Below are 26754 nucleotides of genomic sequence, written 5' to 3' on the forward strand. Positions count from 1 at the left end.
GAGGAAGTTATAAAGTTGAATATCCAAATGAATACAGCCAGTAATACAATGAGTGAACTGCAAAAGAAAATCGATTTGATCGGCAATAATATTGCCAATGTCAACACCAATGGCTATAAGCGCCAGGAAGCCAGTTTTTCAGACGCACTGGTGCAATCCATCGAAAAACAAGTCGGCCAGCAACATGAAGTCGGACGAAATACACCTTATGGTTTGCGCATTGGAGCGGGCGCTATTCTTTCACAAACAGCCGTACGCAACGAACAAGGTTCTGTCCGTCAAACCGACCGGCCGCTTGATTTCATGATCCAAGGAGAAAACGCTTATTTCCGGGTTTCTTCCGAAGACGGAGTATCTTATACAAAAGACGGTTCTTTCCAAGTTCAACCGATTTTAAATTCCAATCAAGTAAGTTTGGTCACTGCCAACGGAGAAGCTGTTCTTGGGGCCAACAACCAGCCAATTGTTTTTGATGCCGATTACAAAACCCTTCAGTTGAATGGAAATGGTGCTTTGGAAATTTCCTATAACGATCCCAAACAACCGGTAGAAATCCAAATGGGCATCGCCCAAGTAAACCGGACGAATTCACTTGAAAAAGCAGGCGGCAATCTTTACCGCCTGGCCGGCACCGAAGCTGAGCAAATCGCCAACGGCAATTTGCAGCTGATCAACTTGTCCCAACAAAATGACGGTTCCGTCAGCATTAAGCAAGGTGCGCTTGAAGCATCCAATGTGGAACTTAGCGATGAAATGACCGAATTGATTGCAACGCAGCGATTGTTTCAATCACAAGGAAGAGCCATTTCCTACGCAGATGATATGATGGGCTTGGTCAATTCGATTAAAGGATAATGCAAAAAGAGCAGGCACCCCGCGGGGTGCCTGCTCTTTTTATCGTTTTTAAATTATCTTAAAAAGTCCATCAAGCTCGGTTGAATTATTTTTGAAGTAGCAGCAAGGCTGGCCTGGTAGACGCTTTCTTCGCTGGTCAACTTAATGATCGCTTCCGCGTAGTCGATGTCTTCAACATTTGACAGCATCGTTTTCAATTGCAGGTTGCTGTCGAGCATCCGATTTTCTACGGCTTCCACACGGTTTTGGCGAGCGCCGTTTTCAGCAGCGGCTGTCAACAACCGCTCTATTCCTTTATCGATCTTCTCCAAATCAATGGAAGTTCCAGCCTGCAGAGAAGCATGCATGCTTTCTAATGTTTTGAAGAGATTGTTGTCGTCTGTCGCTGATCCAAACAAGTCATCCGGTAAGACACTGGATTGGATACTGATGCCTTCTCCGACGTTAACCACTTTTGCGCTCAGTCCGTTGCTGTCAAAAGCATAGTTTCCTTTTTCAGGGAAAGGAATTTCGCTGGTTTTTTGGCCATTGAACAACGACTTTCCATTAATCTTGGCATTCGCCAATTGGCGCATCTGCTCCGTCAATTCTTCCACTTCTTTGGAAATCACTGTACGGTCATGTTCGGATAAAGTGCCGTTATTGCCCTGTACGGCGAGCTCGCGAACCCGCTGCACGACATCCACCATGGAACCGATATTTTGGTCGGTTTCATCCATCCATAACTTCGCTTCGCTGGTATTGCGTTCAGCTTGTGCATTGGCAGCAAGTGAACTTTTCAAGTTCATTGCTTGGCTGACTCCATTTGGATCATCCGATGGCCGGTGAAGCAATTTTCCTGTCGACACCTGATTATTGATTTTTTCAAAACGGCTCAAGTTCTGATTCATGTTGCGGATCGAATTTTGGTTGAGCATCTGCTGTGTCACTCTCATCTTGCTTCCCCCTCTACTTAACGGGCGGCCATACGGTTGATGATGGTATCCAGCATCTGATCTGTCATTGATACTAACCGTGCTGCCGCATTGTATGAATGCTGATATTTGATCAAATTGGCCATTTCCTCATCAAGGGAAACACCGGTTACGGACTGCCTGCGGTTTTCCGTCGCTTGAAGAGCTGCACCGTGATTGCTTACAGAGTTGACCGCTGCCTGGCTTTGCGCACCAAGCTGGCTGACCAGTTTACGGAAATCGCTTTGCGCCGCTTCGGATGTTTTTCCTGTTCCAGCTGGCTGCTTTAAAGGGTCAGCTGCGTAATTGACTTTCAACTCCGAAAGCTTGAATTCTGCCGCATTGCCGATGAATAAAGCCTGATCCTTCCCACCGGTTGCGGACATGCTGTTGGCTGACGCAAAATCAGCAACCACTTTGTTCAGGTTCGCTTGATAATCTTTTGCAATGTCCATTGACTCGCTCAGTCCGGCTAATTTACCACCATATACTTTATTTCCCTCAGCACCGGCTTTGTCATCGATTTCAGAAACTTCTTCACCGCTGACCAATGGCTGGTTGTTGGAAGCAAGGCTGATGGAATAGCTGCCATTCGATTTTTCATCGACTTTGATGGACATCAAAGTCGATAGTTCTTCCACCAACGCATCCCGTTTGTCCTTTAAATCATTTGACTGGTTGCCGTCGCGGACGATGCTTTTATTTAAGTCTGCTATCTGTTTTAAATAGGCATTTGCTTCTTCAACGGTCTGCTGCGACTGCTGCAACAGTTCACTGTTCAAATTGTCCATCGACTTGTTCATCGACTGGGCCACTTCGATAAAGCCTTGCGCACGTTCTTTCACTACTGCCTGTGCAGACAGGCTGTCCGGCTCATTGGCCAAATCCTGCCACGCATTTTTCAGTCCGTCCATCGCAGTATTCAAGCCGCTGTCGCTCGGTTCGTTGACGATGGTTTCCAAACGGTCCAATGTCGTCTGCTTTGCCTGCCACTGGCCAAGAGTTTCTGAATGATCCCGGAATTGCTGATCCAAAAAAAAGTCTCTTACACGGGTGATCGAATCAAGGTTAACGCCGGTTCCAAGTTGGCCAGTATTCGCACCTTGGCTGGTCCAAACGTCCAAAGATGGCGAAGCGCTTGAATTCACCTGCTGGCGTGAGTAGCCTTTCGTATTGACGTTGGCAATGTTTTGGCCAGTTGTTGAAATGCTTGCCTGCCCAACGGACAATCCGCGCTTCCCTAATTCCAAACCGTGAAATGATGAGACCATTGTTTTCCCTGCTTTCCTGCAACCTTCAGGCTCTTGTATCGAAAAAGCCTTGATTGGTTGTTTGTGGTTTCTGCTGCCCTGCCGGCGATTGGTAGTTAAATTGCTGTTGTTTTGATTTTGTTACTTGGGTGATCATATGTTGAACAAAGCTCATTGAGTCTTCCAGGATTTTTTCATTGCTTTTGTTTTTCGCCTGAAGCTCTGTTAAAAGCATTTGTAAGGTTTTCAATTGTAAATGCAGCTCTTGTCTCACTTGTTCATCTGGAATCTGTTCCGCAAACTGGCTGAATGTCAGACCCGGATGCTCTTCCAATACGTCGGCCACAAGCAGTTGCCGTTCGTCTTCCAATTGGCTAAGCTGTTTGACCAGCTTTGCTTCTTCTTTCACAAGCTCCGTCAGTTCATCGACTTTTCGTTCGATCAACACAGTCTGCTTGCGTTCGGCATAACGGATAAGCTGTTTTTGTATACTGATCAATTCATCCAGCGTATTGACTACTAAATTCAGCATCCGATACCCTCCTTTTTCATGTTTTCCACTTACTTATCAAACCAGAATTTAAAAACTTGTTCGGCTACTTTGTCGCTGTTGACTTCGTATTCACCGGATTGGACTTGCGCTTTTAGCATCTTGATCTTTTCCTGTCTTTCAATATCGACGCTGGCGTTTTTTTCAAACATAGCCTTAGCCTGGTTTGAAATCTGCAATTCGTCCTCTTTTTGCAGCGGCTTCGTCTTAGCTGCCGGAGTCACCTGCATTTTTTGATAAGATTGAATAAAGGAAGAAGCATTCGTTTTATCAATATTCATTCCTTCACCGCCCTTTAGTTTAAGTTTTTTATTTTCGTGCTTGCCAGTATTGCGCATTGATCTTCGGCCTTTCCCGTTTTCTGCCGATAGCTTGCAAAAACTCATCGTTTTTCAATGTCGCATCGATTTCCGCCGCAAACTCAGTGTAACAGTCATCGCATAGGATTTGTTTCTTAATCTCTGTACCACAATGTTTGCACGGATAACCCAAATTCGGGAAGTCATCCGCGTAGATGCGTCCATCGCGAATAAAATCGGTAATCCGCTTAACAGATACAGTTGTGGATTGGCTGGTTTCTCGAATATTCGCAAAGCGATTGCTTTCAATTTTTAAAAATTCGTTCACTGTCTTGAATTCCTGCTCGATATCCTTGTAGCAGTCCAAACAGTAATCCGTGTGGTCTTTAAGGTATAATGTACCGCAAATCCGGCAATTATCCAGCTGATTTGCTCCCATATCATTCACCTGATCTTCTCTATAGATTTATTATCGGTAGTTTCCACGAAAAGTTTAGTGGTAATTTCAATTTATTTCTCTTTTATTTAAAGAAATCTTCTTATTGCACTTTAAATTCTGTCACCAGCACCCGGTCGACAGTACCTTTTTGAAAAACTTCAGCTAAACGGGCGGCAAGCTCGGTTTCGAGCGTTTCAATCCCATTTTCACCGATCAGTTCGTCTTTCTCGAAGCTTGCAACTGTTGCGATAACCGCAGCACGCACTTCAGCGGTCCGTTTTTCCGCTTCTTTTTTTGTGTCTTTATCACTTAACAAAATATTGAATTGGACAATGCCATAACTTCCGGGAGATGCCAAGTTGGTTGTAATGATATCGGTGGCAACGCTCAATTTTTCCACTTCTTCAGCGCTGAGCGGCTTGTCCACTTCCGCTTCAGCATCTTTTTGCCCCACATAAAATGCGGCGCCTCCGCCGACAATAGTCGCGATAATGACAATGGCGATTATTTTCTCTAATTTCCCCAATTTCCCCATGGTGCACCTCTTATTCTTCGGTTTCTTTTTCGTAAGGTGAGATCAACACTTCGACACGGCGGTTTTCTGTCCGTCCTTCAGGCGTATCGTTTGTGGCAATCGGATGGTATTCACTGTAGCCGGTCGCACTGAATTTTTCCGGATCTAACTTGTCGTTCTCCAACAGGATTTTCATGAAATTAATGGCGCGTGCAGAACTCAATTCCCAATTCGTCGGATATTCTTTTGTTCCTGCCGGAATATTGTCGGTATGCCCTTCAATGAAAATCATCCGTGGCGGATCGGAAACCAGCAGATTCGAAATCTCATCCGCAATGGTCTGTGAACCGCCAATAATATCAGCACTGCCCGATTCGAATAAAACCCCTTCTTTAATGGTAATCATCAATCCTTTTACAGTCATCTCGGTTTGCAGGCGAGGCGATAGCCCTTTTTCATCGATATACGCTTCAATCTTTGTCTGAAAATCCTCTAATTCCTGCTGGTCTTTAGCAGCCAGGATTTCTTCTTCGCTTTCACCCGATGGCAGATCCTCGTTCAACTTAGCGGTCGTCGATGGATCTAAGCTTTCGACCGGCGCTTCCTGATCCAGGATTCCGGTGCCGCCCTGCAATTCGCTATTGAACGAACTGGAAATCGCCTGGAATTTCTTTGAATCCACTTCGCTCGCTGCAAAGAGGACGATAAATAACGCCAACAATAACGTTAAGATATCTGCATAAGGCAATAGCCAGGCTTCATCAACGTGTTCTTCATGCTTCTTTTTGCGCTTCAAGTGGAACACCGCTTCCTTCTTCAGAGTCGAGCACACGGTCTTTCGCCGGCAAATAAGTCAATAATTTCTCTTCTACTGTCCGGACAGGCAAACCTTCCTGAACAGCTAGCAAGCCTTCGAGCATAATCATTTTCATTTTGGCTTCCTGTTCGGATTTCCGCTTCAGCTTGTTGGCAAATGGATGCCATAATACATAGCCTGAGAAAATCCCGAACAAGGTAGCGATAAAGGCTGCGGAAATCGATTTTCCGAGCAGCGCCACGTCGTCCAAATGGCCAAGTGCGGCAACGAGTCCAATCACGGCACCCAATACACCGAGTGTCGGTGCATAGGTTCCAGCTTGCGCAAAGATTTTCGCACCCAATTCATGGCGATCTTCCATGGCGGCGATTTCTTCTTCCATCAAATCACGAATATGTTCCTGTGATTGGCCATCGACGACCATTTTCAATCCACGCTGCAAAAACGGATCTTCCACTTCTTCCGCTTTTTCTTCCAGTGCCAGCAAACCTTGTTTTCTCGCCAACATCGCCCATCCAGTGAACATGGGAATCATTTCTTTGATGGAGACCGTTTTCTCGTTTCTGAAAATCACTTTGAACAAACTAGGGATTTTCTTTACTTCATCCATTGGGAAGGCAACGAGGATACAGGCGATGGTTCCAGCAAAAATGATTACCAACGCCGCAGGATTGTATAATGCGATCGGGCTTGATCCCTTCAGGATCATTCCGCCAACCAGCACCGCAAATCCCATGATGACCCCTATCCATGATGTCTTATCCACGTTCATACCTCATTTCATTTATATACATACTAAAAAATTACCTGTTGCACATCGCTTCGGACGCTTTGGGCATGGCTCCCGCAAGAAGCCGGGCAAAATACGCCCGTCTTCTTGCTTCGCCTAGCCCGTGGACGCGCCGGCGCTAAAAAAATTGTTGAGCTATAAGTAACTCCAAGTCTTCCACAATTTTTATATCTACTGGTGAGATCGTTTGATCAGTAAATTTGGTTAAATTAATTATTTTTTTGCTAAAACCATCGCCTGTTTCCAGGTGTTGCGCATGTCAGCCATGAGTGTTTCCACTTCTTCCAGGGCTGTTATGTCGTTTTTCATGTTGGCATCCATCAGGCGGGTGTACATGTATTCGTACATCTGGGCAAGAGCGGCTGACATTTCGATCTCCAAATCCAAAGTGATGCGAAGTTCTTGAACGATGTTTTGGGCTTTGATGATATTGGTGTTTTTTTCTTCGAATTTCTTTTCGGCCATCGCACGCTTTGCCATTTTCATGAATTTCAGGCTGCCGTTGTAAAGCATTAACGTCAGCTCCTGCGGTGATGCGGTCAGTACTGAGTTTTGCTGGTAAGTCTGGTAAGGATTAATCGTTGCCATGTAAATAATTCCCCCTTGCTTTTAGTTGCGCTTGTCTATAAATGAACCGCCGGTGGCCATCGTTTGATAAGCACCGTTGTATTTTTTCGATACTTCTTTTGTTTGGGCAATGCGTTTGATCTGCGTCAGGAAGGCAAAATGAAGGTTATTAAGCAATTGTTGGAGCTGCTGGTCACTTTCTTTTACTTGCTCGATGATGAAGTGTTCTTCTGTAGTCCATTGAAAGTTTTTTTGCCTCATAAACGTTTCCAATTGCTTAATCGATTCCTGCCGCCGGAAGAATAAGGTTTCAAGAGCTTCGACTGTTCCTTCTTCATTGGCTTCCATGCGGGAATGGATAGTTTGCGCTCTTTCATAAAGTTCCTGTGTCTGTTTCAGAAATGCATGCATGATCGATTTCGCGCTGTTCATTACGCACCTCCAAACAGGTTCTGCTGCATCCAGGCGCTTTGTGAGTTCATTTGGCTTAACGCCTTCTCCATTGCAGTGAACTGCTTCCAGTAGCGGTCCTCAACACGTGTCAGACGGTCCTGCCAGCGGCTGATTTCATCGTTCATCTGTTTGATCTTTTTGGACAATGTACTGTTATCGACCGAGCTTGAAGAACTGCCAGCTTTTTCGCTGAGATTTTTGACGATGTTGTTCAATGTGTCATAGACTCTTGCACCGACACCATTCCCCGCTGCATCACGTGTGGTGAAAAGCGCCATTACTTCATCGGGTTTATTGGTAAGCGCTTCGCTCAATTTCTTTTCATCAATGAATAATTTACCACCTTCTGTATACGATCCGGTGTTGATGCCAATTTGCGATAAATGATTGATATTGCCTTCCGCAAGACCGGTTACACTGTCCATAAAAGCTCTCCGCAAGTCCTGCATGGCGGATTTCAATACGGGGTCATTGCGCAATAAACCACTCCGTGCTTTGTCTTCCCATAATTCGATTTCCTTTTCCGTCATGTCTTTTTTCTGTTCGTCAGACAAAGGCTGGAAATCCGGGTAGCGCTTTTCGACCAGCTGCTTCTGCAGGTTTTCGATGGTTTCGTTGTATTTGTCGACAAAGTCTTTGATCATCGCCAGTGGTTTTTCCGGGTTGGATTGGACGTTGATGGTGGATGCTGTCTCAGAAGTCTGTAATAGATTAATCGTTAATCCATTGACGGTCGTTTGATTAGTTTTCAATCCTGTAATGTCAATGCCATCGAACTTGATTGATCCATCGGCGGCTCCATCGGCCGTTGCTGTAGCACTGCCATTATTGACAATTTTTGCAGCTAAGTCTGTATTTTCTGCTGTTCCATCTGCATTCTTAAACTCCATTGTAAAAGCTTGTTCACTGCCCATCCCTTTTGTCGCGATGAAAAATCGGGAAGTCGTGTTGTCAAAGCTGGCCCGTAACGCTGGAACTGAAGCTGCTGTTTTGTCCTGTAGATTTTTGGCTACGTCCGCAAAGGTATCGGTGCTCGCCACATCGATACTTATGTCGCCTATGGTGATTCTTCCGGCTACACCGATTTGGTCTGTTGATTTTGCCGCAGTACCTGCTGAATTTGTAACTGAGTTAGCTGAATTCAACTTCGCTGCACTCGCCACACTTATTACCTGTACTTGATACGATCCGCTCATCGCATTCGCTGTTGTCGCAACCGTGAAGCTGTTTGGAGTCGGCGACGTGGCGCTATAAGAGTTGAATGACGATTGCAGACGTAAGTTACTGGCGCTTGTGCGCAGGTTCGTCATGGACAGGTTCGTATCGCGAGTTGCTTCTTGCTGCCATTCGGTAAACGTTTTTTGCTGCATTAATTTATCTAAAGGCATCTTTTGGATCTTCATCATGTCTTTGACGATTGAGTCGGTATCCATGCCCGATGCTAATCCGCCAACGCGCATTGGGTTTTCACTCCCTTCTTATCGTTTCTCGTCCATCATCAAGCCTGCTAAATCATCCAGCGAAGCATACATATCCAGAAACTTCCTGTTAGGAATCTCCCTTAAAACTTCGTCAGTTTTGGAATCAATGACTTGCACATAATAAACTTCCAGCTCTTCATGCAGCTGAAATTTCACGTTTGTCGATGTTGGCTCTAAAAATTTGTTCATGCTGTCCACTTTATCTATGATTGCTTCCTTAGTAATAGGTTTTTCTAAGTTTTCGCTGTTGGTTTTTCCAGCACCAGCTGTCTCCTTTGAGACTACTGGATCCACCTCATTGACTTTCGGAAAATGCGGTATTGATGTATTGGTTACTTCCATAATGGACACTCTCCTAATTGGTTAAACTCGCTAAATGGTTCTCTATATTAGTTATCGGCAGAAAAGCAGATTTTTTTAGCATTAAATCAAAAAAAATAAGACAAGCCCGTAAAGAGCCTGCCTTATCTTATGTGAGTTTGGAATAATGATTGCTGACGCCTTTTGTCCAGTGGTTATTTAACCCGGTTGGATCGTTAGCGGCTCCAACCGGCGCGTATTTCGCCCCGATCTTCGCGATGGTGTCTTTGCCTTCATTCAAATAATTTTGGCGCAGGTTGCGGGCCATGTCGAAAATGCTGTCTTCTACAGAAGCATAGCTCCGCAGGCCGTTCTTGCCCATCATGCCGGCGACATTATTCTTATCATTGACCGCACGTGATGAACCATTGCCGGTTTCATGGATGGCGATGGCTGATAATAAATTCGGATCCAGGTCGTATTTCTTTCCAGCGTTGATAAAGTGAGCAGCTGTTCCGCCCAACTTGCCTTCCAGTGTATTGTCCAGCTTGATAAATTGCGTCGGCTTGAACTTCAAATCACTCGTATCCGTCGCAGCAGTCGGTACTTCTTTCTTATCGATCGGCGGAATCGTAATCGCCGGATTGTAAGAATTCGCGAGTGGCGCCGTTAACGGTGTAGTCAAAGATGGCGCAGCAGCCTGAACGCCTGTTTGCGGAGCCGTCCCGGTCCCGGTATTCGTTTGTTCCATACTTTCCATCATTGCGTTCATCAACATTGCAAAAAACGTACTCGGACTCGTCGAACTGCCGACGGAATTAGCGCCATTGTCGGCCTTGCCTAAAGCGGGCATCGACTTCGCCATCGAAGCGATTGTATTATATAAAAGAAAATTATTAGAAATCGGACTGGTCATGCGGTTCTCACACCCCTTGCTTGAGTTAATCTTGTTTAGTTTACAAGATAACGAAGGAAAAAAGAATAGGATAATTGTGGGAGAGAAAGTTTATTTTTAAACTTGAATTAAATTAATGCGACAGTAATTAGACAATTACAACTACTTCATAGTATATTAAAAAAGAACATATGCTCTTAATTAAAGGAGGGTCACTATGGACTTACATGTTCTAACATCAGACGAACAAAATGTCTTAATCGCTAGTATATTAGGAGATGGAGAAATCACTAAGAGGTATCCAGGATCTCGTCGAAAAAATAATAGCTATAGGGAGCATTTCAGTATCCAACAATTAGATTACCGTATTTGGAAATTGAATCTACTACCGCCCACTTTTTATTTTAATAAATCTTGTTCTTTCCTAGTCTCTCCCTCCTTGCCTCTTTTAACACAAATGTTTAATCATTTTTATAATTCAAACGGCGATAAAATTGTTTCTCTAGAAATGCTGAAACTGTGCAAGTCCCCATTGTTTCTGACAACTTTATTTTTAGATGACGGTTCGCTGTCTATATCGGTTAGTAAGAATCACTTGAAAAAAACTATTTATTTAACGCCGCATATCTATCTTTACTTGCAATGTCTTTCTTTAGAAGACCTATGCAAACTAAAATTGCATATCCACACTCAATTTTCAGTAGAAGTTAACACCAGTAAGAGATCAGATGGGTTTGGTTATATATTAAAAACAACAAAAGTCTGTGAAACAATGAAGTTCCTGAAAATAGTTGGCGAAGTATCTAGAGATTGCCCTTCTATGTATCACAAAACAGATTGGGAATTCCGTTTTTCGCAGGAAGTTAAGAGATATCAAGAATCTTATCCAGGATACGAAGTAATTGTCAGTTCGTCTGATCGAAAGAAAAATTATACCGAGGAAGAATGCGAGGTATTATGCAAAATGAAAAGAGAAGGCCGAACCGATAAAGAAATTGCAGCTCACTTGAACCGGCCGTACTGGTCCGTTGTCTATAAATGGGCTGAGCTGCGAAAGAATAACAGTGAGTATATATTGCCGGATTAAAAAAAGATCTCAAAGTATGAGATCTTTTTCCTTTTTAGATTTTTATATCAAGAGAACTTCCAATATGAGGCTGAACAGACTGCTCCAGCATCTTCACAACATCTCGACCGTTTGTTTCTGCCTGATCTATTGTCTTCTTCATAATCGATACGTTCGCTTCAGTCCGGACGTTCATCTGGCTTAAGGCCATTGATAATGCGGCGATATCCATTAGATTGCCTCCTTATGAAAAAAGGAGCCTAAAATTAGGCTCCTTCTCATTTTTAAGATTAACGCAGCAATTGTAGTACTTGCTGTGGTGCTTGGTTGGCCTGCTTTGCCGCTATGTCTTTCGATCATAGAATAGACTATATCTTCACCCTCTATTTAGAGGGGCTGGGCACTTCGAATGTCGCTTGCCACCCTACGGATTTCATCGCCATAGCTTTCGCCTTAGACGGTCTATCCTAGTCGTTGAACCTTCCCCAGAGTTTCCTCACAGGAGCTTGGCTGCTGATTATCCATTGGTCCATCCTCATCATTTTCAAACCGTCACGCCGACCGTTTCCAGTTACGTTGTGGTTGATGGGGCTTTAGGAAGTTCCAGCAATTCACCCAGTTATACTCTAACCCGTTACCCGGTTAGACGCCCTAGAATCAATTATCTCAACAGTTGTAAAACTGATTGAGTCATTTGATTGGATTGAGCTAGCATTGCTTGTGATGCTTGTGCAAGAATCGAGTTCTTTGTTTGTTCCATCATTTCTTTCGCCATATCAACGTCACGGATTCTTGATTCCGCAGCTGTTAGGTTTTCAGAAGATGTGTTCAGGTTGTTGATTGTGTGATCTAAACGGTTTTGGCTTGCACCAAGTTTAGAACGCTCAGAAGAAACTGATTCGATTGCATTGTTGATTGTTGTGATTGCTTTATCAGCATTTGTTTGTGAAGAAACGTCAATTCCTGCTACACCAGTAGCATTTGCTGCAAATTGAGCATCTGCTGCTACTACAAGATCAGTACCATTGTAATAACCAGCTGCTGAAGCCTCTACTGCATCTACTGCTGCTACTGCTGCTATATCATCTGCATTTCCTGCTATACCATCTGGTCCATCGCTTGCTGCTACTGCTGCTACTGCCGGTGCTGCTTTTACAGCATCTTGCCAAGTAGCTGTAGCGTCAGCTCCTTCAGCATCTTTATACGCAATTTCAGTTCCAGTTGCATTTGCAGTGTAGTTAGTACCAACTCCAAGAGCTTCTGAACGCATATCACCGATTGAGATAGAAAGATTTTGACCCGAGTTTGCACCAATTTGGAAAGTAGCTTTAAATTCGCCGTTTAACAAATCTTTAGTATTGAATGCAGTATCATTACCGATTCTTGTGATTTCAGAAGCTAATTCAGTTACTTCTTTTTGGATTTCGTTACGATCTGTATCTGTGTTTGTATCGTTGGCAGATTGAACTGCTAGTTCACGCATACGCTGAAGAATATCCTGAGTTTCATTCAATGTACCCTCAGCAGTTTGAATCAACGAAATTCCATCTTGTGCGTTCGTCGAAGCTTGCTCTAACCCGCGAATTTGTCCGCGCATCTTTTCAGAAATTGTAAGACCTGCTGCATCATCTTTTGCACTGTTAATGCGAAGACCAGAAGACAATTTCTCCATGCTGTCCATTTGTGCGCTTTGAGCTGAGCCCATTTGTCTGTGTGTGTTAAGTGCTGCGATATTGTGGTTGATGATCATTGTGTATTACCTCCGTGTAATGTTTTTTGTTTTTTTTGCAAGCGCCCAAATCCTTTTGAACTGCCTTACAGTAGTTATATCGGAGGGGTTTCATAAATGTTTAGCGTTTTTTGAAAGTTTTTCTTTTTTCTTTTCAAACCAATTAAAAAGCCTGCAAATTCTGCAGGCTCTCGCTCTATTTCTTCTTCATGCTCAAAAAATCACTCAAGTTGATGATATTCGAAGTTGCTTGCCTATTCTCTTCCTGAATCTCGAGGTACACTTCTTTCCGGTGGATGATCACTTGCTTCGGCGCGTTGATGCCGAGGCGCACCATGTCCCCTTCTATAGAGGTCACCGTGATTTCAATGTCGTCGTTGATGATGATCGTTTCGCCTTTTTTTCGTCCCAGTACTAACATTCTTTACACCTGCCTTGCAGCGGTGTCACCGCTCTGGAATAAAGCCTGCTTGATCTGGTAGTCTTTGTTGTTCAGTACAATCTGCATACCGCTTTGCTTCTTATTGTTGATGACCAACGGCGCTTTCAAATTGGTTGTCGCTCCGCTGATGTCGTCTTTAACTGTCACCGTCGTTAATACAATAGCATCTGACGGATCTTCCAGCTGCAGCCGCTCCACCATCTGCTCTTCCAATTTGATGTCGTAATCCTGGAAAAACGTAAACGGATCGACCAGAAAGAAGCTGACTTCCATCGTATCTACTGACTGCAGGAAAAAGAATGGCGATTCCTCTTCTGCATCTGCCGGCAGCAACACATACTTTTTATATTCATCAAATCCTGGAATTCCTCTATCAAACGTGATGACACGTTCTTCTGCCAGTTCCACTTCACCGAATTGTTCTGTTTGAACTTTCATGCCCAACTCCCTTTCCATAACAAAAAAATGCCTCTTAAGATAAAGATATCTCAACAGGCATTTATTAACAAACTATTTTTAATTAGCTCCAGCTATTGGAAACCGTTCAACCCGTCTGCTCTTCAATCAACAACTCTTCCCTTAACCGGACTCTTACCAACTCCACCGCTCCATCAATGCCTTTCAAGGCAGCCGAAAACTCCTCCAGCTCCACACCAGCAGTCGACAATAATTCCGCCGACATCGGCTGCGCCAATACCTCACGGCTGATGACGATGTCATTGCCTTCGCCCTGTCCCTGGATACGAGCAGCAAGGTTGACGGTCCGTCCGAAGTAATCAAGGCGGTCATTGGAATTGACGGCGATGGCCGCTCCGCTGTACAAACCGAGGCGCAGCACCAGGTCTTCATTCGCTGTGTCATTGAACGCTGCCAGGTTTTTCTGAATGGCCAACGCCGCCTTCAATCCGTCTTCCGGTTTATTGAATATCGCCATGACGGCGTCGCCGATCGTTTTTACGACGCTGCCTGAATTTCGCGCGATGTGTCCGGTCAGGAAATCAAAATGATTGCGCACCTGGCCATAAGCGTTCGAATCCCCCACCGTTTCATACAGTAAAGTCGAGCCTTTTAAATCCGTAAAGAGGATCGTCACATGATCGATGCCGATTTTCTGGCCGGGCGACAGCACTTCTGAAGAAAACAGGTCCCTGAACTCCTGCATCGCCGTCACTTTGGCAGCTGTCACCGCCTGTTTGTTCCAATCAGCATGCTCCAAGGCGACGACAATATCCATTGAACTTGAGTTTGTGATGGAGACTTCACAAGAGCCTGATACCGAATCCTGTGACCAGCCCGCATCGGAATAATCCAGCGAACCCACTTCGGTATGACTATCTACAATGACTCTGTCATTCGCTTGCAACACCCGAAAACGCAGCGCATCTTCGCCTTCCGGAATCACAAACCAAGCAGTTTTGCCTTGTTGGATCACCTGTTGCGCTTTGACATGCGGCGTGATCATCGGCCCTCCGATGCAATACACTTCGGCATAGGCTTGGCGTATGCTTGGATGCACCGAGAAGTTCAGCTCGACAAATTGATCGAAATTGGCATCGTAATTGACGCCGCACAGGTTGCAATGAAATTCCTGCTCCAGCTGCGCCAATGAACTGTGCTCGACTTTCGACACCCGGCAATTCGGACAGATGACGTTCCAGCTCAAGTTCAGCAAGCCCGCTTTTGTGGCATAAAGCAACACGCGCAAGGTATCATCCAAATCGGCGTTCCACAGCTTCGCCAGTTGAATCGGTTCGATCTGCGCGACGTCATGGTCGCCTTTCCCGGCTAAATACTGGTGCAGCCGTTCGACATAGCTGCCATCGACAGGTGACTTGGCAAGCAAGGCCGACAACCGGTCCAGTTCCAGCAGGTTGATTTTGACGGTTGCCGGTTTTTGCGGCGCTTCCAAAACGTTTTTTGCATCCGACGCCAAATAATCGTCCAAATAACGCATGATCTTTTTGATAGCCGGCAGGCCGGTCGCCCAAATAGCAGCATATCCTAAAGGATTAAGCGGCGTAAAATCAGCCGTCAGCTTGACCCGCGTCCCTTTATTTCCATTGTCGAACAGCTCCACTTTCAAGGTGTAATGCTTGAGCGGACCTGTCAGGTAGCGGCGTTCAACGGTATAGCTGTCGTTTTCCTGCCACTGGAACGGAAACTCCTGCCACGAAATCGGCACAAGCCCCAGCACTTTGGCATGGGCTTCCCGGTAAAACACTTCCGCGCCGTCTTGTTTTGCCGGACTGAAGCTTACCGGAAACAAACCGATGTAGAGGTTCATGCGGTTATTGTCTGCGAGCAGCTGCCAAGCGGTTTTCCGGTCTACTGCATATTCTTTTTCAAGCACATAGGTTTTGGGCTTCATGGTCTTCACTCCTAAGAAATCGCTACGGCAACAGCCAGCAAAATAATATGGAAAATCTGGTCAGCCATGATCGACAGCCAAACCTTCTCCGGCCCTTTAGCCGTCTGGACCCGCTCCACCCAAAATAAAACAAAGGTTTTCCGGTCCAGAATAATATGGCCGATAAAAACGATGGCCACTGCCGCAAAGGACAAGCCTCCTGAGAAATGGCCGAACAGCGCAATGACCGCCGTGTAAATAGAGACATGTGTTAATAGAGGCAGCCATTTGCTGGCTTTGTGTTTCGCCATCCAGCCGGTCTGCAGCAGAAAATCGCCGATCAAGTGGGCAATCAATAAGTAATCAAACTGGCTCATAGCCGACAGCCTCTTTCCTATTTCTCATAACGTTCCAATTCATAATCACAGTCGGCAAGAATTGCCGTAAAAGCATCTACGGCTTCGCTGTCGAACAGCGTGCCTCTGCAGCGGATCAATTCTTCTGCACCCAAGCGGAAAGACAAGCCTTCGCTGTAGGAACGCGCCGTGGTCATGGCATCAAAAGCATCTGCCACACCGACAATCCGTGCAAATAAGGGAATGTCATCTCCTGGCAGTCCATGCGGGTAGCCAGTGCCGTCCAGCCGTTCATGATGGGACAGCGCGGTTTCCATGGCATGCGCCACCGCGTCTTTCGGCTCCATATTGGACAGGATGTCCGCTCCGATTACCGTGTGCTGTTTAATCGCTTCATACTCTTCATTTGTTAGCCGGTCAGGTTTCCGGAGGATATCGTCTGCGATACCAATCTTTCCGATGTCGTGAAGCAACGCTGCTTTATACAATTCTTCGCAAGTATGCGCATCGAACTCGAGCTTCTGGGCGATCCACAGCGAGTATTTCGCTACGCGCTCCGAATGTCCGGCGGTATAAGGGTCGCGCGCGTCCAGCACTTTTGCCAGCGTCCGGATCATGCTCAGCAGCATGCGCTGCAGTTCGTCGTACATCTGGCTGTTATGGAGCGCCAATGCGGATTGATTGGCGAGCGCCACGGCCAGGCGGATGTCCTGTTCGGAGAAAAAGGCGATGTCTTTTTTGTTCAGCAGCTGCAAAGCGCCAAGCACATTTCCTTTGACCGTTAATGGAACGGTGATCATTGACTTGGTCACGAATCCGCTTGAATGATCCACACGGTCTGTCCAGTCGGGATTGGATGCTACATGTTCGATCAGCTGGGCTTCACCCGTCCGGATTACTTTTCCCACAATGCCTTCATCCAGTTCCAGTTCGATGTTGAGGATGTCCGACGCAGACGGGCCGTAAGCTGCAGACGCCTTGATCTGTTGCCGTTCCTTGTCCAATACCCACAAGGTCCCTGCTTCTGCTCCTACAATCTGCACCATCTGCAACAGGATGTTTTCGAGCACTTCTTCCATTTCGATATTCGAGTTCAATTGCTTGGATGCTTCCAACAACGTTACCAGCTCTTGAACTTTAAATTCCAAATCCGTTATTTGGGTCATGGACTTCCTCCGATATGCTAAAGTAGGTTCGCCTTTTCAGCGGTTCAACTTACTAATGAACTTAGGTAGACTGTAGACAAAGTCTATTCAAAATGAATAACAGTGTATCCCTCCAACCGGGCTGGCCAGTCACATAAAAACAGCTCGGATGAAACGAATCATCACGTGACTGAAAGATCCGAAGCGCAAGGCGGCGACTCCTGCGGGATAGCGAAGTGTCGAAATCCACTCGGACCCGAGCCCGAGTTAGTTCGGCGCGAGCCCGCGGAAAGCGTCCGCCTGGAGCGTAGGATCTGGTGTAAATAAGATAAAATGAATAATTATTCTTTAAAAGATATAACTATTCCTTTGTCTACAAGCTGAAACTTAGGGTCATTGTCATTCTTGCGTTATTTTTTAACATTTTTTTATTTCTTGTCGATCATATCCTTTTAAATGCCATTATGCAATATTACCCATATTTTTTGGTTGCACTGTTTCAAATAAAAAAACCGCAATCTCTCCGGTTTGGGGAGATTGCGGTTTTCCTATTCAGGTGTTTCCACCAACTGCCTCAAATTCTCAAACATCAAACTCCAGCCTTCTTGGCTTTGGCTGCTGTAGTCTTCGCCGGCTTTTTTGATGTCTTCTTCCGTCCAGCCTTCTTCATGCGGCACAGTGATTTCCTGGACAAACGCCATTTCACAGGCGTTCTGCACCATGGAAATCCATACCGTGATGCGGTCTTCCAGGTCGTTGAACTGCGGCATCTTGAAAGAGAACATCAGCTTATGCGGCGGCTTCAGTTCGAGGTATTCGCCTACTGCCCGGTAATCGGTGCCTTCCCGGCGGTCGGTGATTTCCCAGCTTCCGCCCGCGCGCAAGGAGTTCTTGGTTACCTGGTTGGTGTCTTCTGTCGTAAACAGCCATTTCTTCATCAGTTGCGGATCCGTCCAAGCTTCGTATACGGCTTTGTCGCTGGCATTGAATCGGCGCGCCATAGATAACACGACCGTAGAAGTCGTCAACTCGATCATCCTTTCTGAATAGGAATAGACAACTATACGTTTTATTGCCACCAGTGTAACGCAGAATTTTTACTCAGGCAATATAATCTTCTTTTGGAATATCGTGCGCTTCCCGTTTCACGTAATAGCGCCCTTTTGTAGCTACTGCCAAAACGACCGTCAAAATCGATGCCAGGATCAACGCGAAAAACGCGGCTGTGCTTTGCAGGAAAGTGCCCATGTAGCCAAGGGCTGCGATGGTGCCAAGTGCAGTCGGCACCAGCAATGACACAACGCCGACCGGATTCCATTTATACAAGTTTCGCTGTCTGGATTCGTAATAGCCCGGACCGATCTTCAGCCACTTCTTGACGACCAAAGCGTCCGTCACAAGAATCGATGCCCAACTCATCAGCGCTACCCCTTGGAACGTCATCGCGACATCCAGGTGGTCCACGATGCCGCCAAGCATCAAGACAATGGCGATCACGCCTGCCACGACAACCCAGAAACGGCGACCCGGTGTAAAGCCGCACATGTTCTCAAAAAAGCTCGACAGGGACAGCGAGCTGCTGTAGATATTGGTGATGTTGATGCGGATTTGCGTCAGCATCGTAAACAGCACACCGCCAAGCCCAAGCAGGACGACGATATAGACACCCGGGTTGGATTCGCCAAGTGTCACACCGAACCAGATGCCGAGTCCGCCCATAACGCCAAAACAGAAAATCTGCGGAATAAAGCCGATGGCGACCGATCCGATTTTCAAATCTTTCGGTTTCAGGAAACGTGCGTAATCGGAAGCGATCAACGCAGTGAGTCCCATGATGCCGTGCTGCATCCCGATGCACAACAGCAACGCGGTTCCACCGATTTGCACGCCTTCAGGCATATAGGTCCAGAAATTTCCGTCAAATTTTGATGTGGTGTTGAAAGCTACATAAATTGCCGCAACCAGGAAAATCGCAAATACCGGCAAAGACCATTTTTGTAATTTGTCCAATTGTTTAATGCCGAACCAGTTTAATGGGATTACCACTGAACCGAATCCGATAATCAGAAGCCACATGGGGACGGCGGGGAAATAAGCATGGACTGCAGCGACCAGGATCATGCCTTCAAAAGCGCAATACATGATAAAGTTCGATGCGTAGATTAAGGAGGTTATTGAGGCTCCGATGTAACCGAACCCTCCGCGGGATAATAAATTGACGTTCATACCGGACTTGGCCGATAGGTAAACGATGATGGTACCGAGGATGCCTGCGACGAGAATCGCGTAGATGGCAGAAATGATGGCGTTGGCGGCTCCGAATTGCAGTGCCATGACGCTTCCCATCTGGAAGTAGAAAATAGCAGTGGCAATGCCGAATGTGATGTTGGTGATGCTCAACCAACCCATTTTACGTTCTTCCCGGGGAACACGGTCAAACGTATAGTCGCCTGTTGATTCGTCTCCATGGCTTTGTTTCTTTTTGACTAACTCTTGATCTGCAGTAATCTCAGATCTCATCCAATCAATTCCTTTCTTATTCAATTTTCATTGTCCTTTGGGAATGCGTGTAGGCTTGGCCTATTCCCGTTCGCGTACGTGAGTGGATATCAAGGAGTCGTTCTGAGGCTGGAAGAGGGGAACAGCTTAAACTTCATTCACAAAAGACAAAAAAATAGCGGAATTTTTTCCGTCCAAACTAAACTGCCGGGACGGCTAAAATTACGTACTTCTTATTTTAACATAACATTTGCAAAGTTATCTGCTTTCGGTCCCCAACTCATTCCAAAGGCTTAATTTAATTACATTTATCGGAATTGTATTTTTATGATATGATATGTACACAATACAGATAGACATTTCCATTTATGCGCAATCCATTTGCGGGCCGTTTGTTTTCACCTTAATCCATCTTAAGAAAAGGAAGCGTTGTATACTCTATGGACATTCTATCAATTACCGATAAGCTTACTCCTGTTGTCCTAGCGGTTATTTTTTCGGTTCCCCTCTTGTTGGCGGCCTTGCTTTTTTCCTGTTTGCGGAAGCGTCAGAAACTCCAGCTGAAAGAGAATTCAGCTGAATCGGAAAAGAAATTCGAATCGATCTTCGAATCCACTACTGACGCCATTATCGTAGCGGACCATCAAGGCATTATTCTGCAGTGGAACTCAGGGGCTGAAGCGATATTTCATTACAGCAAAGACGAAGCGTTGGGTTCTAATTTAGAAATCATCATTCCCAAGCCGTTACGGGAGGCACACCGGAAAGGGTTAAAGCGTTACCTGGACACGGCTGTCCCACATGTAATCGGCACGCGGGTTGAATTGATTGGCCGCCGCAAAGACGGCATTGAGTTCCCGATTGAAATGTCTCTCGGAACCTGGAAAACAGATAAGTGTATATTTTTCAGCAGCATCATCCGCGATATCACCGAACGGAAAGATTCGGAAGCCAAGATCAATACGCTCGTTTACCGGGATTCCTTGACCGGCTTGGCAAATCGCCGTCTTTTCATCGACCAAATACAAGCTGCTTTAGACCAGGCGGATGGAAATAAGCAAAGTTTCTCCCTCCTGTATATTGATTTGGACCATTTCAAAATAGTCAACGACACCTATGGCCATTCTGCTGGAGATCAATTATTGATTAAAACAGCTGAGCGTTTCCAAAGCATCGCACGAAAAAATGACACCATTTCCCGTTTGGGTGGAGATGAATTTATCCTATTATTGCCGAATACCGATGATGCAGAAGCAGCTGCTCATGCACAAGCGATCTTGGAGTTATTTGAAGAACCTTTCCATTTCCAGCAGGAAGAATTATTTATCACTCCATCCATCGGCATCAGCAGATTCCCTTCTGACGGCAACGACGTAGAGACGTTAATAAAAAATGCAGATATTGCATTATACTCAGCAAAAGATCATGGCAAAAACAATTTTCAATTTTTCTCAGAAGAAACCAATCAATTGGTTTCCAGAAAATCCAAACTGGCCATGGATTTGAAAAAAGGCTTGGAACGCGGTGAATTCTCTCTTCATTATCAGCCACAAATCGATTTAAAAACCGAAAAGACCGTGGGGCTGGAGGCTTTGCTTCGCTGGACACATCCCAAATGGGGGAACGTCTCGCCTGCTGAATTTATTCCCATTGCAGAAGAAACCGGCAGCATCATCCTGATTGGTGAATTTGTTCTGCGGCAGGCTTGCCTGCAAAACATGGCCTGGCAGAAGGCTGGATTGCCGCAGTTCCGGGTTGCCGTCAATATCTCTTCCCGCCAGTTCTCACAAAGCAACTTGACCGAAACCGTTCAGGCCGCACTGTCGGAATCGGGACTCGCTCCACGTTACCTGGAACTGGAGCTGACTGAAAGCATTATCCAAGACTCCCCCAGCGCTATCTCAACAATGGGGAAACTCAAGGCGATGGGCATTCATCTGTCCATTGATGATTTCGGCACCGGCTATTCATCGCTCCGCTATTTGAAGCTGTTTCCGATTGATACCCTTAAAATCGACCAGTGTTTCACCCGCAACCTCACTACGGATCCAAAAGACGCGGCACTTGTCGATACCATCATCCAAATGGCGCACAACCTGCAGCTGAATGTCATAGCTGAAGGTGTCGAATCTGCAGAACAACTGCAATTCCTAAAACAACAAGGCTGCAATCAGGCACAAGGATATTACTTTAACCCGCCGTTGCCGCCTGAAAAAATCAAAGAGTTTTATCAGCCCGCTGCAAAATCCATCCAATGAAAACAAAGGCGCATCCCACCGGATAAACGGGGGATGCGCCTTTGTCCAATTCAGTTATTTAACACTTTCCAGCGCCTGCTTGACTGTTGCATAGGCGTCCGTATCCAGCATATCGATTCCGCTGTGGACGATGGTCTGGACAAGGTCCGGACGCAATCCCGCAATGATGACATGGATCCCCATCAACTGCAGCGTACTGCCGATTTGCTGAAGTGATTGTGCAATTTGGTCATCGATGGTCAAGACGCCCGAAAAGTCCGTAATAACGTGTTGGACATTCTTCTCCGCGATTCTTGGAATGACATTGTCCATGATATGAGCAATCCGGTAGCTGTCAATCACACCGATCAGCGGCAACACCACTACATCTTCAAGAACCGGAACGATGGGCGCAGACAAATTAAGCAGTTCCATCTGGGTTTCCGCCTGATAGCGTTCAGAAAGTCGCTCAAAAGCATAGAAGGTTTCATTTAAACTAACATCCAAGATAGCATTGATGTCTCTGGTTGCCTTGGCATTTTCCACGACCGTCAATCCGAACTTCAGGCTAAGCCGCGTGAAGAGCTCTGAAAAGACCTGCCGTGTCGCCGGATAACGAACGACGATTTCCGAGATCTTGCCTCCCGAAGCCACCTGCATTTCGGCATTCTTTTTGCTCCACTCGATCAACGATTCTGGAACTTCAAAACGGTCTTCTCGAAGGAATTTACCAAAGAATCCAAGCAGCTCCACGTACATCTGGGTAGCCTGTTCTTTTTCCCACTCAGGAATGTCCAGCTTCATCTCCTGGACAACTGATTCAACCACTTCCGCTGATAAAGTTTCAGCGTTTTCACTTATGTATTGGGAAAAGTCATTTAACGACGACATCTATTTCACACCTTTTTCTTTATGTTGAACTAATTATACCATTTGGCAGGGTTTGGGTTAGAAAATACAAGGCTATTCTTTGTAAATTCTTTGTCCATTTATAAAAAGCAGTATATTGAAATCATGTTCCCAACTCCAAAGAAAAAGGAGCTTCAGGCAAATAGCAAAACACCCCTTCAATTTTGAAGGGGTGCTTTCATAGGTAATCTAAAACTTTATTTATTCAACTGTAACTGATTTCGCCAGGTTACGTGGCTTATCCACGTCGCAATCGCGGTGAAGCGCTGCGTAATAGCTGATCAATTGCATCGGGATAACCGATACAAGCGGTGACAACAATTCGTTGACTTTCGGAAGAACCAGGCTGTCGCCTTCCTCCTGCAAGCCTTCCATTGAAATGATGCAAGTATGTGCGCCGCGTGCCGCTACTTCTTTGACGTTTCCGCGGATGTTCAAGTTAACCGCTTCTTGCGTTGCAAGTGCGATAACCGGTGTGCCTTCTTCGATCAAAGCGATCGTGCCGTGCTTCAACTCGCCTCCGGCAAAGCCTTCAGCCTGGATGTATGAAATCTCTTTCAATTTCAATGAACCTTCAAGTCCAACGAAATAATCCATAACGCGGCCGATAAAGAAGCAATTGCGTGTTGTAGACAAGTAGTCTGCAGCAATCTGTTCCATTTCTTCTTTCGAATCCACTTGTGCCTGGATGGCATTCGCAACGATTCCCAATTCCTGAACCAGGTCAAAGCCGATGTCGATGCCGCGTGCTTCTGCTGTTACTGCACCCAAAATAGACAATACTGCCAATTGTGCAGTGTAAGCTTTCGTTGAAGCTACTGCAATTTCAGGGCCTGCATACAACAATAAGGTATGGTTAGACTCACGTGACAATGTAGATCCTGCAACATTCGTGATGGTCAATGAAGCATGGCCCATCTCTTTGATTTTCACCAATACTTGGCGGCTGTCCGCTGTTTCCCCTGATTGGGAGATGAAGATGAACAATGGGTTTTCCGACAGCAATGGCATGTTATAGCCAAATTCACTTGAAACATGCACTTCAACCGGAATTCCCGCTAGTTTTTCGATGTATTCTTTGCCGATCAATCCTGCATGATAGCTTGTTCCAGCCGCAATGATGTGGATGCGGTCTGCAGCTTGCATCGCTTCCAGAATTTCCGGTTGGATAGTCAATTTGCCGTTTTCGTCCTGGTAAGCTTGAACAATTTTACGGACAACCGCTGGCTGCTCGTCGATTTCTTTCAGCATGTAATGCGGGTATGTCCCTTTTTCGATATCGCTCATGTCGATTTCAGCAGTGAAAGGCAGACGGCTTACAGTTTCGCCTTCCAACGTCAAAATTTCCACGCTGTCTTTGCGGACGATGACGATTTCCTTATCCATCAATTCAACAAACTGGTCAGTCAATTGAAGCATAGCCATTGCATCTGATGCGATGACGTTGAAATCTTCGCCAAGTCCAACTAGCAACGGGCTTTTGTTTTTCGCAACAAAAATCGTTTGCTCTTCTTCTGCATCCAATAACGCGATTGCATATGAACCCTTCAGTAAGGTAAGAGCTTTGCTGAAAGCTTCCTGTGTTGTTTGGCCTTCTTCCACAAATTTACCGATCAGCTGAACGATGATTTCTGTATCCGTATCAGACTCCATTTCCACTCCTGCCAAGTAATCGCGTTGGATGTGGTGGTAGTTTTCAATTACGCCGTTATGGACGATCGTGAAACGGTCCGATGTATTCTGATGCGGGTGAGCATTGGCGCGGTTCGGCTTGCCGTGTGTTGCCCAGCGTGTATGGCCGATTCCTGTCGTGCCCATTACTTCTTCTTCCACAACGCCGCGCAAATCTGCAATGCGTCCTTTTTCTTTAAAGACCGTTACGCCGTTGCCGTTGCGGACAGCAATTCCTGCTGAATCGTAACCGCGGTATTCCAAGCGCTCCAAGCCTTTCAATAAAATTTCCTTTGAATCATTTTCTCCGATATATCCAACAATTCCACACATAGTCTAATTCCTCCGTTTTTCTAAAATCCAAATAGAGTGTTTGCTAAGTTTTCAAACACTTCTGCTTGAGCCCATCCACCTTGTTGTCCAATCGATCACTCGACTGTTTTAAGAATGGACATAACGACCGGGCTTCACGGCCGGAAGGTATCCGCCGAAATCTCGATACTCCTTCTCCTCGTCTACTGAAGATGACTGGTCCGTCCGATTTCTTCAGTACAGGCGCTATAATTGTTTTCCTCGCACTACTCTCTTTCCCCCTTTTGGTGCGGTCGTAAACCGACTCTACCATCATACAGGCTCCACACAATCCCGTCAATAAAAGCAGATAGTTATTTAGGTCTAATTCAGTATTTTTTTCCGTTAACTGGTTCTTCTTCCTTTTACTATTTTAATTTTGGGCTTTAAACAAAAGAAAGGCCGCAAGCAAAAATGCTTACGGCCTCTCTATTATTTCATTCGATTAGTTCAAGCCCATTTCGCTGCGCACAACTTCTGCGATGCGTTCTACGTAGTTTTCGCAGTCTTCTGCAGAAGCAGCTTCCACCATGACACGCACCAGTGGTTCTGTACCGGATGGACGCACCAGCACACGGCCGTTTCCGGCCATTTCTGTTTCAACTTCTGCAATGACAGCTGCCACTTTGGCATTGTCTGTAACCGCATGTTTATCCGTCACTCGAATATTAACAAGTTTTTGCGGATAGATGGTCATTTCAGAAGCCAACTCAGACAATTTCTTGCCGGTAATTTTCATGATGTTGACAAGCTGAAGACCCGTCAACAAGCCATCGCCTGTGGTGTTGTAATCAAGGAAAATGATGTGGCCTGATTGTTCGCCGCCCAGGTTGTAATCATTGTTCTTCATTTCTTCCACTACGTAACGGTCACCGACAGCAGTCTTGTTGCTCTTCATGCCATGAGTTTCCAAGGCTTTGTAGAAGCCCATGTTGCTCATGACCGTCGAAACCACGGTGCCTTTTTTCAAGCGGCCTTCTGAGTGAAGATGTTTGGCACAAATATACATGATCTGATCGCCATCGACAATATTCCCTTTTTCATCCACTGCAATCAAACGGTCACCATCGCCATCAAAAGCAAGTCCGATGTCTGCGCCTTTCGCAAGAACCAATTCTGCCAATTTCTCGGGATGTGTAGAACCGACGCCTGCGTTGATGTTCAAACCATTCGGTGAAGCTCCCATTGATGTAATGTCTGCATCCAGGTCCGCGAATACATGCGTTGCCAGTGTAGAAGTCGCTCCATGCGCACAATCAAGCGCCACGTGGATGCCGTCGAATTCTTCATCGACTGTCTGTTTCAAATACTGAAGGTACTTCTGGCCGCCTTCGAAATAATCCGTAATGCTGCCAAGGTCGCCTCCAGTCGGACGCGGCAATGTGTCGTCTTCGCTATCGAGCAACGCTTCAATTTCGGCTTCCTGTGCATCGGACAATTTAAAGCCGTCTGAGCCGAAGAATTTGATGCCGTTGTCTTCCACCGGGTTGTGTGAAGCGGAAATCATGACACCCGCTTCAGCACTCATGACACGCGTCAAATACGAGACGCCTGGTGTACTGATGACGCCGAGTCGCATCACTTCAGCTCCTACAGAAAGAAGTCCCGCAGCCAATGCACCTTCCAGCATTTCACCTGAAATCCGTGTATCGCGGCCAATCAGCACTTTCGGCTTGTCTTTCGCGCTTTTCGTTAAAATGTATCCGCCAATTCGTCCTAATTTAAAAGCCAATTCAGGTGTCAGCTCGCTATTGGCAACTCCCCGTACTCCATCTGTCCCAAAATATTTTCCCATTCTGCTTTTCGCTCCTTCAATCATGTAACTCTGATTTTTTTAGT

General features: G+C 45.8%; 28 protein-coding genes. 3 read left to right on the forward strand and 25 right to left on the reverse strand.

Annotated elements, in window-relative coordinates; translation table 11 throughout:
• The first annotated feature begins 15 nt into the window (after positions 1-15).
• A complete protein-coding gene (locus tag IRE19_RS12935) occupies positions 16-855 on the forward strand; it encodes a flagellar hook-basal body protein (protein ID WP_203340704.1) in 840 nt (279 codons plus the stop codon).
• Positions 856-908: 53 nt separating this feature from the next.
• Here IRE19_RS12935 and flgL read toward each other — a convergent pair whose 3' ends face one another.
• The 13 genes from flgL to IRE19_RS13000 form a co-directional block, all read right to left on the reverse strand.
• The gene (gene flgL, locus IRE19_RS12940) at positions 909-1790 is read right to left on the reverse strand and encodes a flagellar hook-associated protein FlgL (protein WP_203340705.1); all 882 of its coding nucleotides are present in this window, start codon (positions 1788-1790) and stop codon (positions 909-911) included.
• Between the two features lie 17 nt (positions 1791-1807).
• Positions 1808-3079, reverse strand: coding sequence for a flagellar hook-associated protein FlgK (gene flgK / locus IRE19_RS12945; RefSeq protein WP_203340706.1), 1272 nt, complete (start codon positions 3077-3079; stop codon positions 1808-1810).
• Positions 3080-3104: 25 nt separating this feature from the next.
• On the reverse strand, positions 3105-3590 hold the full coding sequence (locus tag IRE19_RS12950; RefSeq protein WP_203340707.1) for a flagellar protein FlgN: 486 nt from the start codon (positions 3588-3590) through the stop codon (positions 3105-3107).
• Positions 3591-3619: 29 nt separating this feature from the next.
• Positions 3620-3889, reverse strand: a complete 270-nt coding sequence (flgM, locus tag IRE19_RS12955; protein WP_203340708.1) for a flagellar biosynthesis anti-sigma factor FlgM — start codon at positions 3887-3889, stop codon at positions 3620-3622.
• A 28-nt stretch (positions 3890-3917) separates the two neighbouring features.
• Positions 3918-4346, reverse strand: a complete 429-nt coding sequence (locus tag IRE19_RS12960) for a flagellar protein (RefSeq protein WP_203340709.1) — start codon at positions 4344-4346, stop codon at positions 3918-3920.
• Between the two features lie 100 nt (positions 4347-4446).
• Complete coding sequence (locus IRE19_RS12965; RefSeq protein WP_238943207.1) at positions 4447-4881, reverse strand: flagellar basal body-associated FliL family protein; 435 nt, start codon at positions 4879-4881, stop codon at positions 4447-4449.
• Positions 4882-4891: 10 nt separating this feature from the next.
• Complete coding sequence (gene motB / locus IRE19_RS12970) at positions 4892-5656, reverse strand: flagellar motor protein MotB (protein WP_203340710.1); 765 nt, start codon at positions 5654-5656, stop codon at positions 4892-4894.
• Complete coding sequence (motA, locus tag IRE19_RS12975; protein ID WP_203340711.1) at positions 5634-6443, reverse strand: flagellar motor stator protein MotA; 810 nt, start codon at positions 6441-6443, stop codon at positions 5634-5636. Before motA ends, motB begins: the two co-directional genes overlap by 23 nt.
• 237 nt (positions 6444-6680) lie before the next feature.
• Entirely contained in the window at positions 6681-7055 is a 375-nt protein-coding gene (fliS, locus tag IRE19_RS12980; protein ID WP_203340712.1) for a flagellar export chaperone FliS, read from the reverse strand.
• Positions 7056-7076: 21 nt separating this feature from the next.
• Complete coding sequence (gene fliT / locus IRE19_RS12985) at positions 7077-7466, reverse strand: flagellar protein FliT (RefSeq protein WP_203340713.1); 390 nt, start codon at positions 7464-7466, stop codon at positions 7077-7079.
• Entirely contained in the window at positions 7466-8947 is a 1482-nt protein-coding gene (fliD, locus tag IRE19_RS12990) for a flagellar filament capping protein FliD (RefSeq protein WP_203340714.1), read from the reverse strand. Before fliD ends, fliT begins: the two co-directional genes overlap by 1 nt.
• An 18-nt stretch (positions 8948-8965) precedes the next feature.
• Positions 8966-9310, reverse strand: coding sequence for a flagellar protein FlaG (flaG, locus tag IRE19_RS12995; protein WP_203340715.1), 345 nt, complete (start codon positions 9308-9310; stop codon positions 8966-8968).
• Between the two features lie 127 nt (positions 9311-9437).
• On the reverse strand, positions 9438-10184 hold the full coding sequence (locus IRE19_RS13000; RefSeq protein WP_203340716.1) for a glucosaminidase domain-containing protein: 747 nt from the start codon (positions 10182-10184) through the stop codon (positions 9438-9440).
• Between the two features lie 196 nt (positions 10185-10380).
• Here IRE19_RS13000 and IRE19_RS13005 point away from each other — a divergent pair, with 196 nt between their 5' ends.
• Positions 10381-11250, forward strand: a complete 870-nt coding sequence (locus IRE19_RS13005) for a DNA endonuclease (RefSeq protein ID WP_203340717.1) — start codon at positions 10381-10383, stop codon at positions 11248-11250.
• 34 nt (positions 11251-11284) lie between these two features.
• On the opposite strand, the gene IRE19_RS13010 is transcribed toward IRE19_RS13005, so the two are convergent.
• From IRE19_RS13010 to IRE19_RS13050, 9 genes are all read right to left on the reverse strand, one after another.
• Positions 11285-11461, reverse strand: coding sequence for a YjfB family protein (locus IRE19_RS13010; protein ID WP_203340718.1), 177 nt, complete (start codon positions 11459-11461; stop codon positions 11285-11287).
• Positions 11462-11890: 429 nt separating this feature from the next.
• Positions 11891-12979 (reverse strand): flagellin N-terminal helical domain-containing protein, encoded by a 1089-nt coding sequence (locus IRE19_RS13015; protein ID WP_203340719.1) that lies wholly within the window; start codon positions 12977-12979, stop codon positions 11891-11893.
• A gap of 175 nt (positions 12980-13154) precedes the next feature.
• Positions 13155-13379, reverse strand: a complete 225-nt coding sequence (gene csrA / locus IRE19_RS13020; protein ID WP_203340720.1) for a carbon storage regulator CsrA — start codon at positions 13377-13379, stop codon at positions 13155-13157.
• Positions 13380-13382: 3 nt separating this feature from the next.
• A complete protein-coding gene (gene fliW / locus IRE19_RS13025) occupies positions 13383-13838 on the reverse strand; it encodes a flagellar assembly protein FliW (protein ID WP_203340721.1) in 456 nt (151 codons plus the stop codon).
• Positions 13839-13944: 106 nt separating this feature from the next.
• Positions 13945-15768, reverse strand: a complete 1824-nt coding sequence (locus IRE19_RS13030) for an adenylate/guanylate cyclase domain-containing protein (RefSeq protein WP_203340722.1) — start codon at positions 15766-15768, stop codon at positions 13945-13947.
• Positions 15769-15779: 11 nt separating this feature from the next.
• Positions 15780-16124, reverse strand: coding sequence for a DUF3307 domain-containing protein (locus IRE19_RS13035; RefSeq protein WP_203340723.1), 345 nt, complete (start codon positions 16122-16124; stop codon positions 15780-15782).
• A gap of 17 nt (positions 16125-16141) precedes the next feature.
• Positions 16142-17269 (reverse strand): HD-GYP domain-containing protein, encoded by a 1128-nt coding sequence (locus IRE19_RS13040; RefSeq protein WP_203340724.1) that lies wholly within the window; start codon positions 17267-17269, stop codon positions 16142-16144.
• 527 nt (positions 17270-17796) lie between these two features.
• Complete coding sequence (locus tag IRE19_RS13045) at positions 17797-18276, reverse strand: SRPBCC family protein (protein ID WP_238943208.1); 480 nt, start codon at positions 18274-18276, stop codon at positions 17797-17799.
• Between the two features lie 73 nt (positions 18277-18349).
• Positions 18350-19768, reverse strand: coding sequence for a purine-cytosine permease family protein (locus tag IRE19_RS13050; RefSeq protein WP_203340725.1), 1419 nt, complete (start codon positions 19766-19768; stop codon positions 18350-18352).
• Positions 19769-20187: 419 nt separating this feature from the next.
• Here IRE19_RS13050 and IRE19_RS13055 point away from each other — a divergent pair, with 419 nt between their 5' ends.
• Positions 20188-22005: a putative bifunctional diguanylate cyclase/phosphodiesterase gene (locus tag IRE19_RS13055; RefSeq protein WP_203340726.1), complete on the forward strand. Its 1818-nt coding sequence runs from the start codon at positions 20188-20190 to the stop codon at positions 22003-22005.
• 54 nt (positions 22006-22059) lie between these two features.
• Here IRE19_RS13055 and IRE19_RS13060 read toward each other — a convergent pair whose 3' ends face one another.
• From IRE19_RS13060 to glmM, 3 genes are all read right to left on the reverse strand, one after another.
• On the reverse strand, positions 22060-22875 hold the full coding sequence (locus IRE19_RS13060) for an STAS domain-containing protein (RefSeq protein ID WP_203340727.1): 816 nt from the start codon (positions 22873-22875) through the stop codon (positions 22060-22062).
• A 219-nt stretch (positions 22876-23094) separates the two neighbouring features.
• Complete coding sequence (glmS, locus tag IRE19_RS13065; protein WP_203340728.1) at positions 23095-24897, reverse strand: glutamine--fructose-6-phosphate transaminase (isomerizing); 1803 nt, start codon at positions 24895-24897, stop codon at positions 23095-23097.
• Positions 24898-25360: 463 nt separating this feature from the next.
• Positions 25361-26710: a phosphoglucosamine mutase gene (glmM, locus tag IRE19_RS13070; protein WP_203340729.1), complete on the reverse strand. Its 1350-nt coding sequence runs from the start codon at positions 26708-26710 to the stop codon at positions 25361-25363.
• Between the last annotated feature and the right edge of the window lie 44 nt (positions 26711-26754).

Source organism: Planococcus beijingensis, from assembly GCF_016820615.1.
Lineage (GTDB): Bacteria > Bacillota > Bacilli > Bacillales_A > Planococcaceae > Planococcus > Planococcus notacanthi.

Bases quoted from the DNA above. Each gene is read 5' to 3' on its own strand.
- flgL (WP_203340705.1), bottom strand. From the start codon at position 1,790: ATGAGAGTGACACAGCAGATGCTCAACCAAAATTCGATCCGCAACATG.
- flgK (WP_203340706.1), bottom strand. From the start codon at position 3,079: ATGGTCTCATCATTTCACGGTTTGGAATTAGGGAAGCGCGGATTGTCC.
- IRE19_RS12950 (WP_203340707.1), bottom strand. From the start codon at position 3,590: ATGCTGAATTTAGTAGTCAATACGCTGGATGAATTGATCAGTATACAA.
- flgM (WP_203340708.1), bottom strand. From the start codon at position 3,889: ATGAATATTGATAAAACGAATGCTTCTTCCTTTATTCAATCTTATCAA.
- IRE19_RS12960 (WP_203340709.1), bottom strand. From the start codon at position 4,346: ATGGGAGCAAATCAGCTGGATAATTGCCGGATTTGCGGTACATTATAC.
- IRE19_RS12965 (WP_238943207.1), bottom strand. From the start codon at position 4,881: ATGGGGAAATTGGGGAAATTAGAGAAAATAATCGCCATTGTCATTATC.
- fliS (WP_203340712.1), bottom strand. From the start codon at position 7,055: ATGGCAACGATTAATCCTTACCAGACTTACCAGCAAAACTCAGTACTG.
- fliT (WP_203340713.1), bottom strand. From the start codon at position 7,466: ATGAACAGCGCGAAATCGATCATGCATGCATTTCTGAAACAGACACAG.
- fliD (WP_203340714.1), bottom strand. From the start codon at position 8,947: ATGCGCGTTGGCGGATTAGCATCGGGCATGGATACCGACTCAATCGTC.
- flaG (WP_203340715.1), bottom strand. From the start codon at position 9,310: ATGGAAGTAACCAATACATCAATACCGCATTTTCCGAAAGTCAATGAG.
- IRE19_RS13000 (WP_203340716.1), bottom strand. From the start codon at position 10,184: ATGACCAGTCCGATTTCTAATAATTTTCTTTTATATAATACAATCGCT.
- IRE19_RS13005 (WP_203340717.1), top strand. From the start codon at position 10,381: ATGGACTTACATGTTCTAACATCAGACGAACAAAATGTCTTAATCGCT.
- IRE19_RS13010 (WP_203340718.1), bottom strand. From the start codon at position 11,461: ATGGATATCGCCGCATTATCAATGGCCTTAAGCCAGATGAACGTCCGG.
- IRE19_RS13015 (WP_203340719.1), bottom strand. From the start codon at position 12,979: ATGATCATCAACCACAATATCGCAGCACTTAACACACACAGACAAATG.
- csrA (WP_203340720.1), bottom strand. From the start codon at position 13,379: ATGTTAGTACTGGGACGAAAAAAAGGCGAAACGATCATCATCAACGAC.
- fliW (WP_203340721.1), bottom strand. From the start codon at position 13,838: ATGAAAGTTCAAACAGAACAATTCGGTGAAGTGGAACTGGCAGAAGAA.
- IRE19_RS13030 (WP_203340722.1), bottom strand. From the start codon at position 15,768: ATGAAGCCCAAAACCTATGTGCTTGAAAAAGAATATGCAGTAGACCGG.
- IRE19_RS13035 (WP_203340723.1), bottom strand. From the start codon at position 16,124: ATGAGCCAGTTTGATTACTTATTGATTGCCCACTTGATCGGCGATTTT.
- IRE19_RS13040 (WP_203340724.1), bottom strand. From the start codon at position 17,269: ATGACCCAAATAACGGATTTGGAATTTAAAGTTCAAGAGCTGGTAACG.
- IRE19_RS13050 (WP_203340725.1), bottom strand. From the start codon at position 19,768: ATGAGATCTGAGATTACTGCAGATCAAGAGTTAGTCAAAAAGAAACAA.
- IRE19_RS13055 (WP_203340726.1), top strand. From the start codon at position 20,188: ATGGACATTCTATCAATTACCGATAAGCTTACTCCTGTTGTCCTAGCG.
- IRE19_RS13060 (WP_203340727.1), bottom strand. From the start codon at position 22,875: ATGTCGTCGTTAAATGACTTTTCCCAATACATAAGTGAAAACGCTGAA.
- glmS (WP_203340728.1), bottom strand. From the start codon at position 24,897: ATGTGTGGAATTGTTGGATATATCGGAGAAAATGATTCAAAGGAAATT.
- glmM (WP_203340729.1), bottom strand. From the start codon at position 26,710: ATGGGAAAATATTTTGGGACAGATGGAGTACGGGGAGTTGCCAATAGC.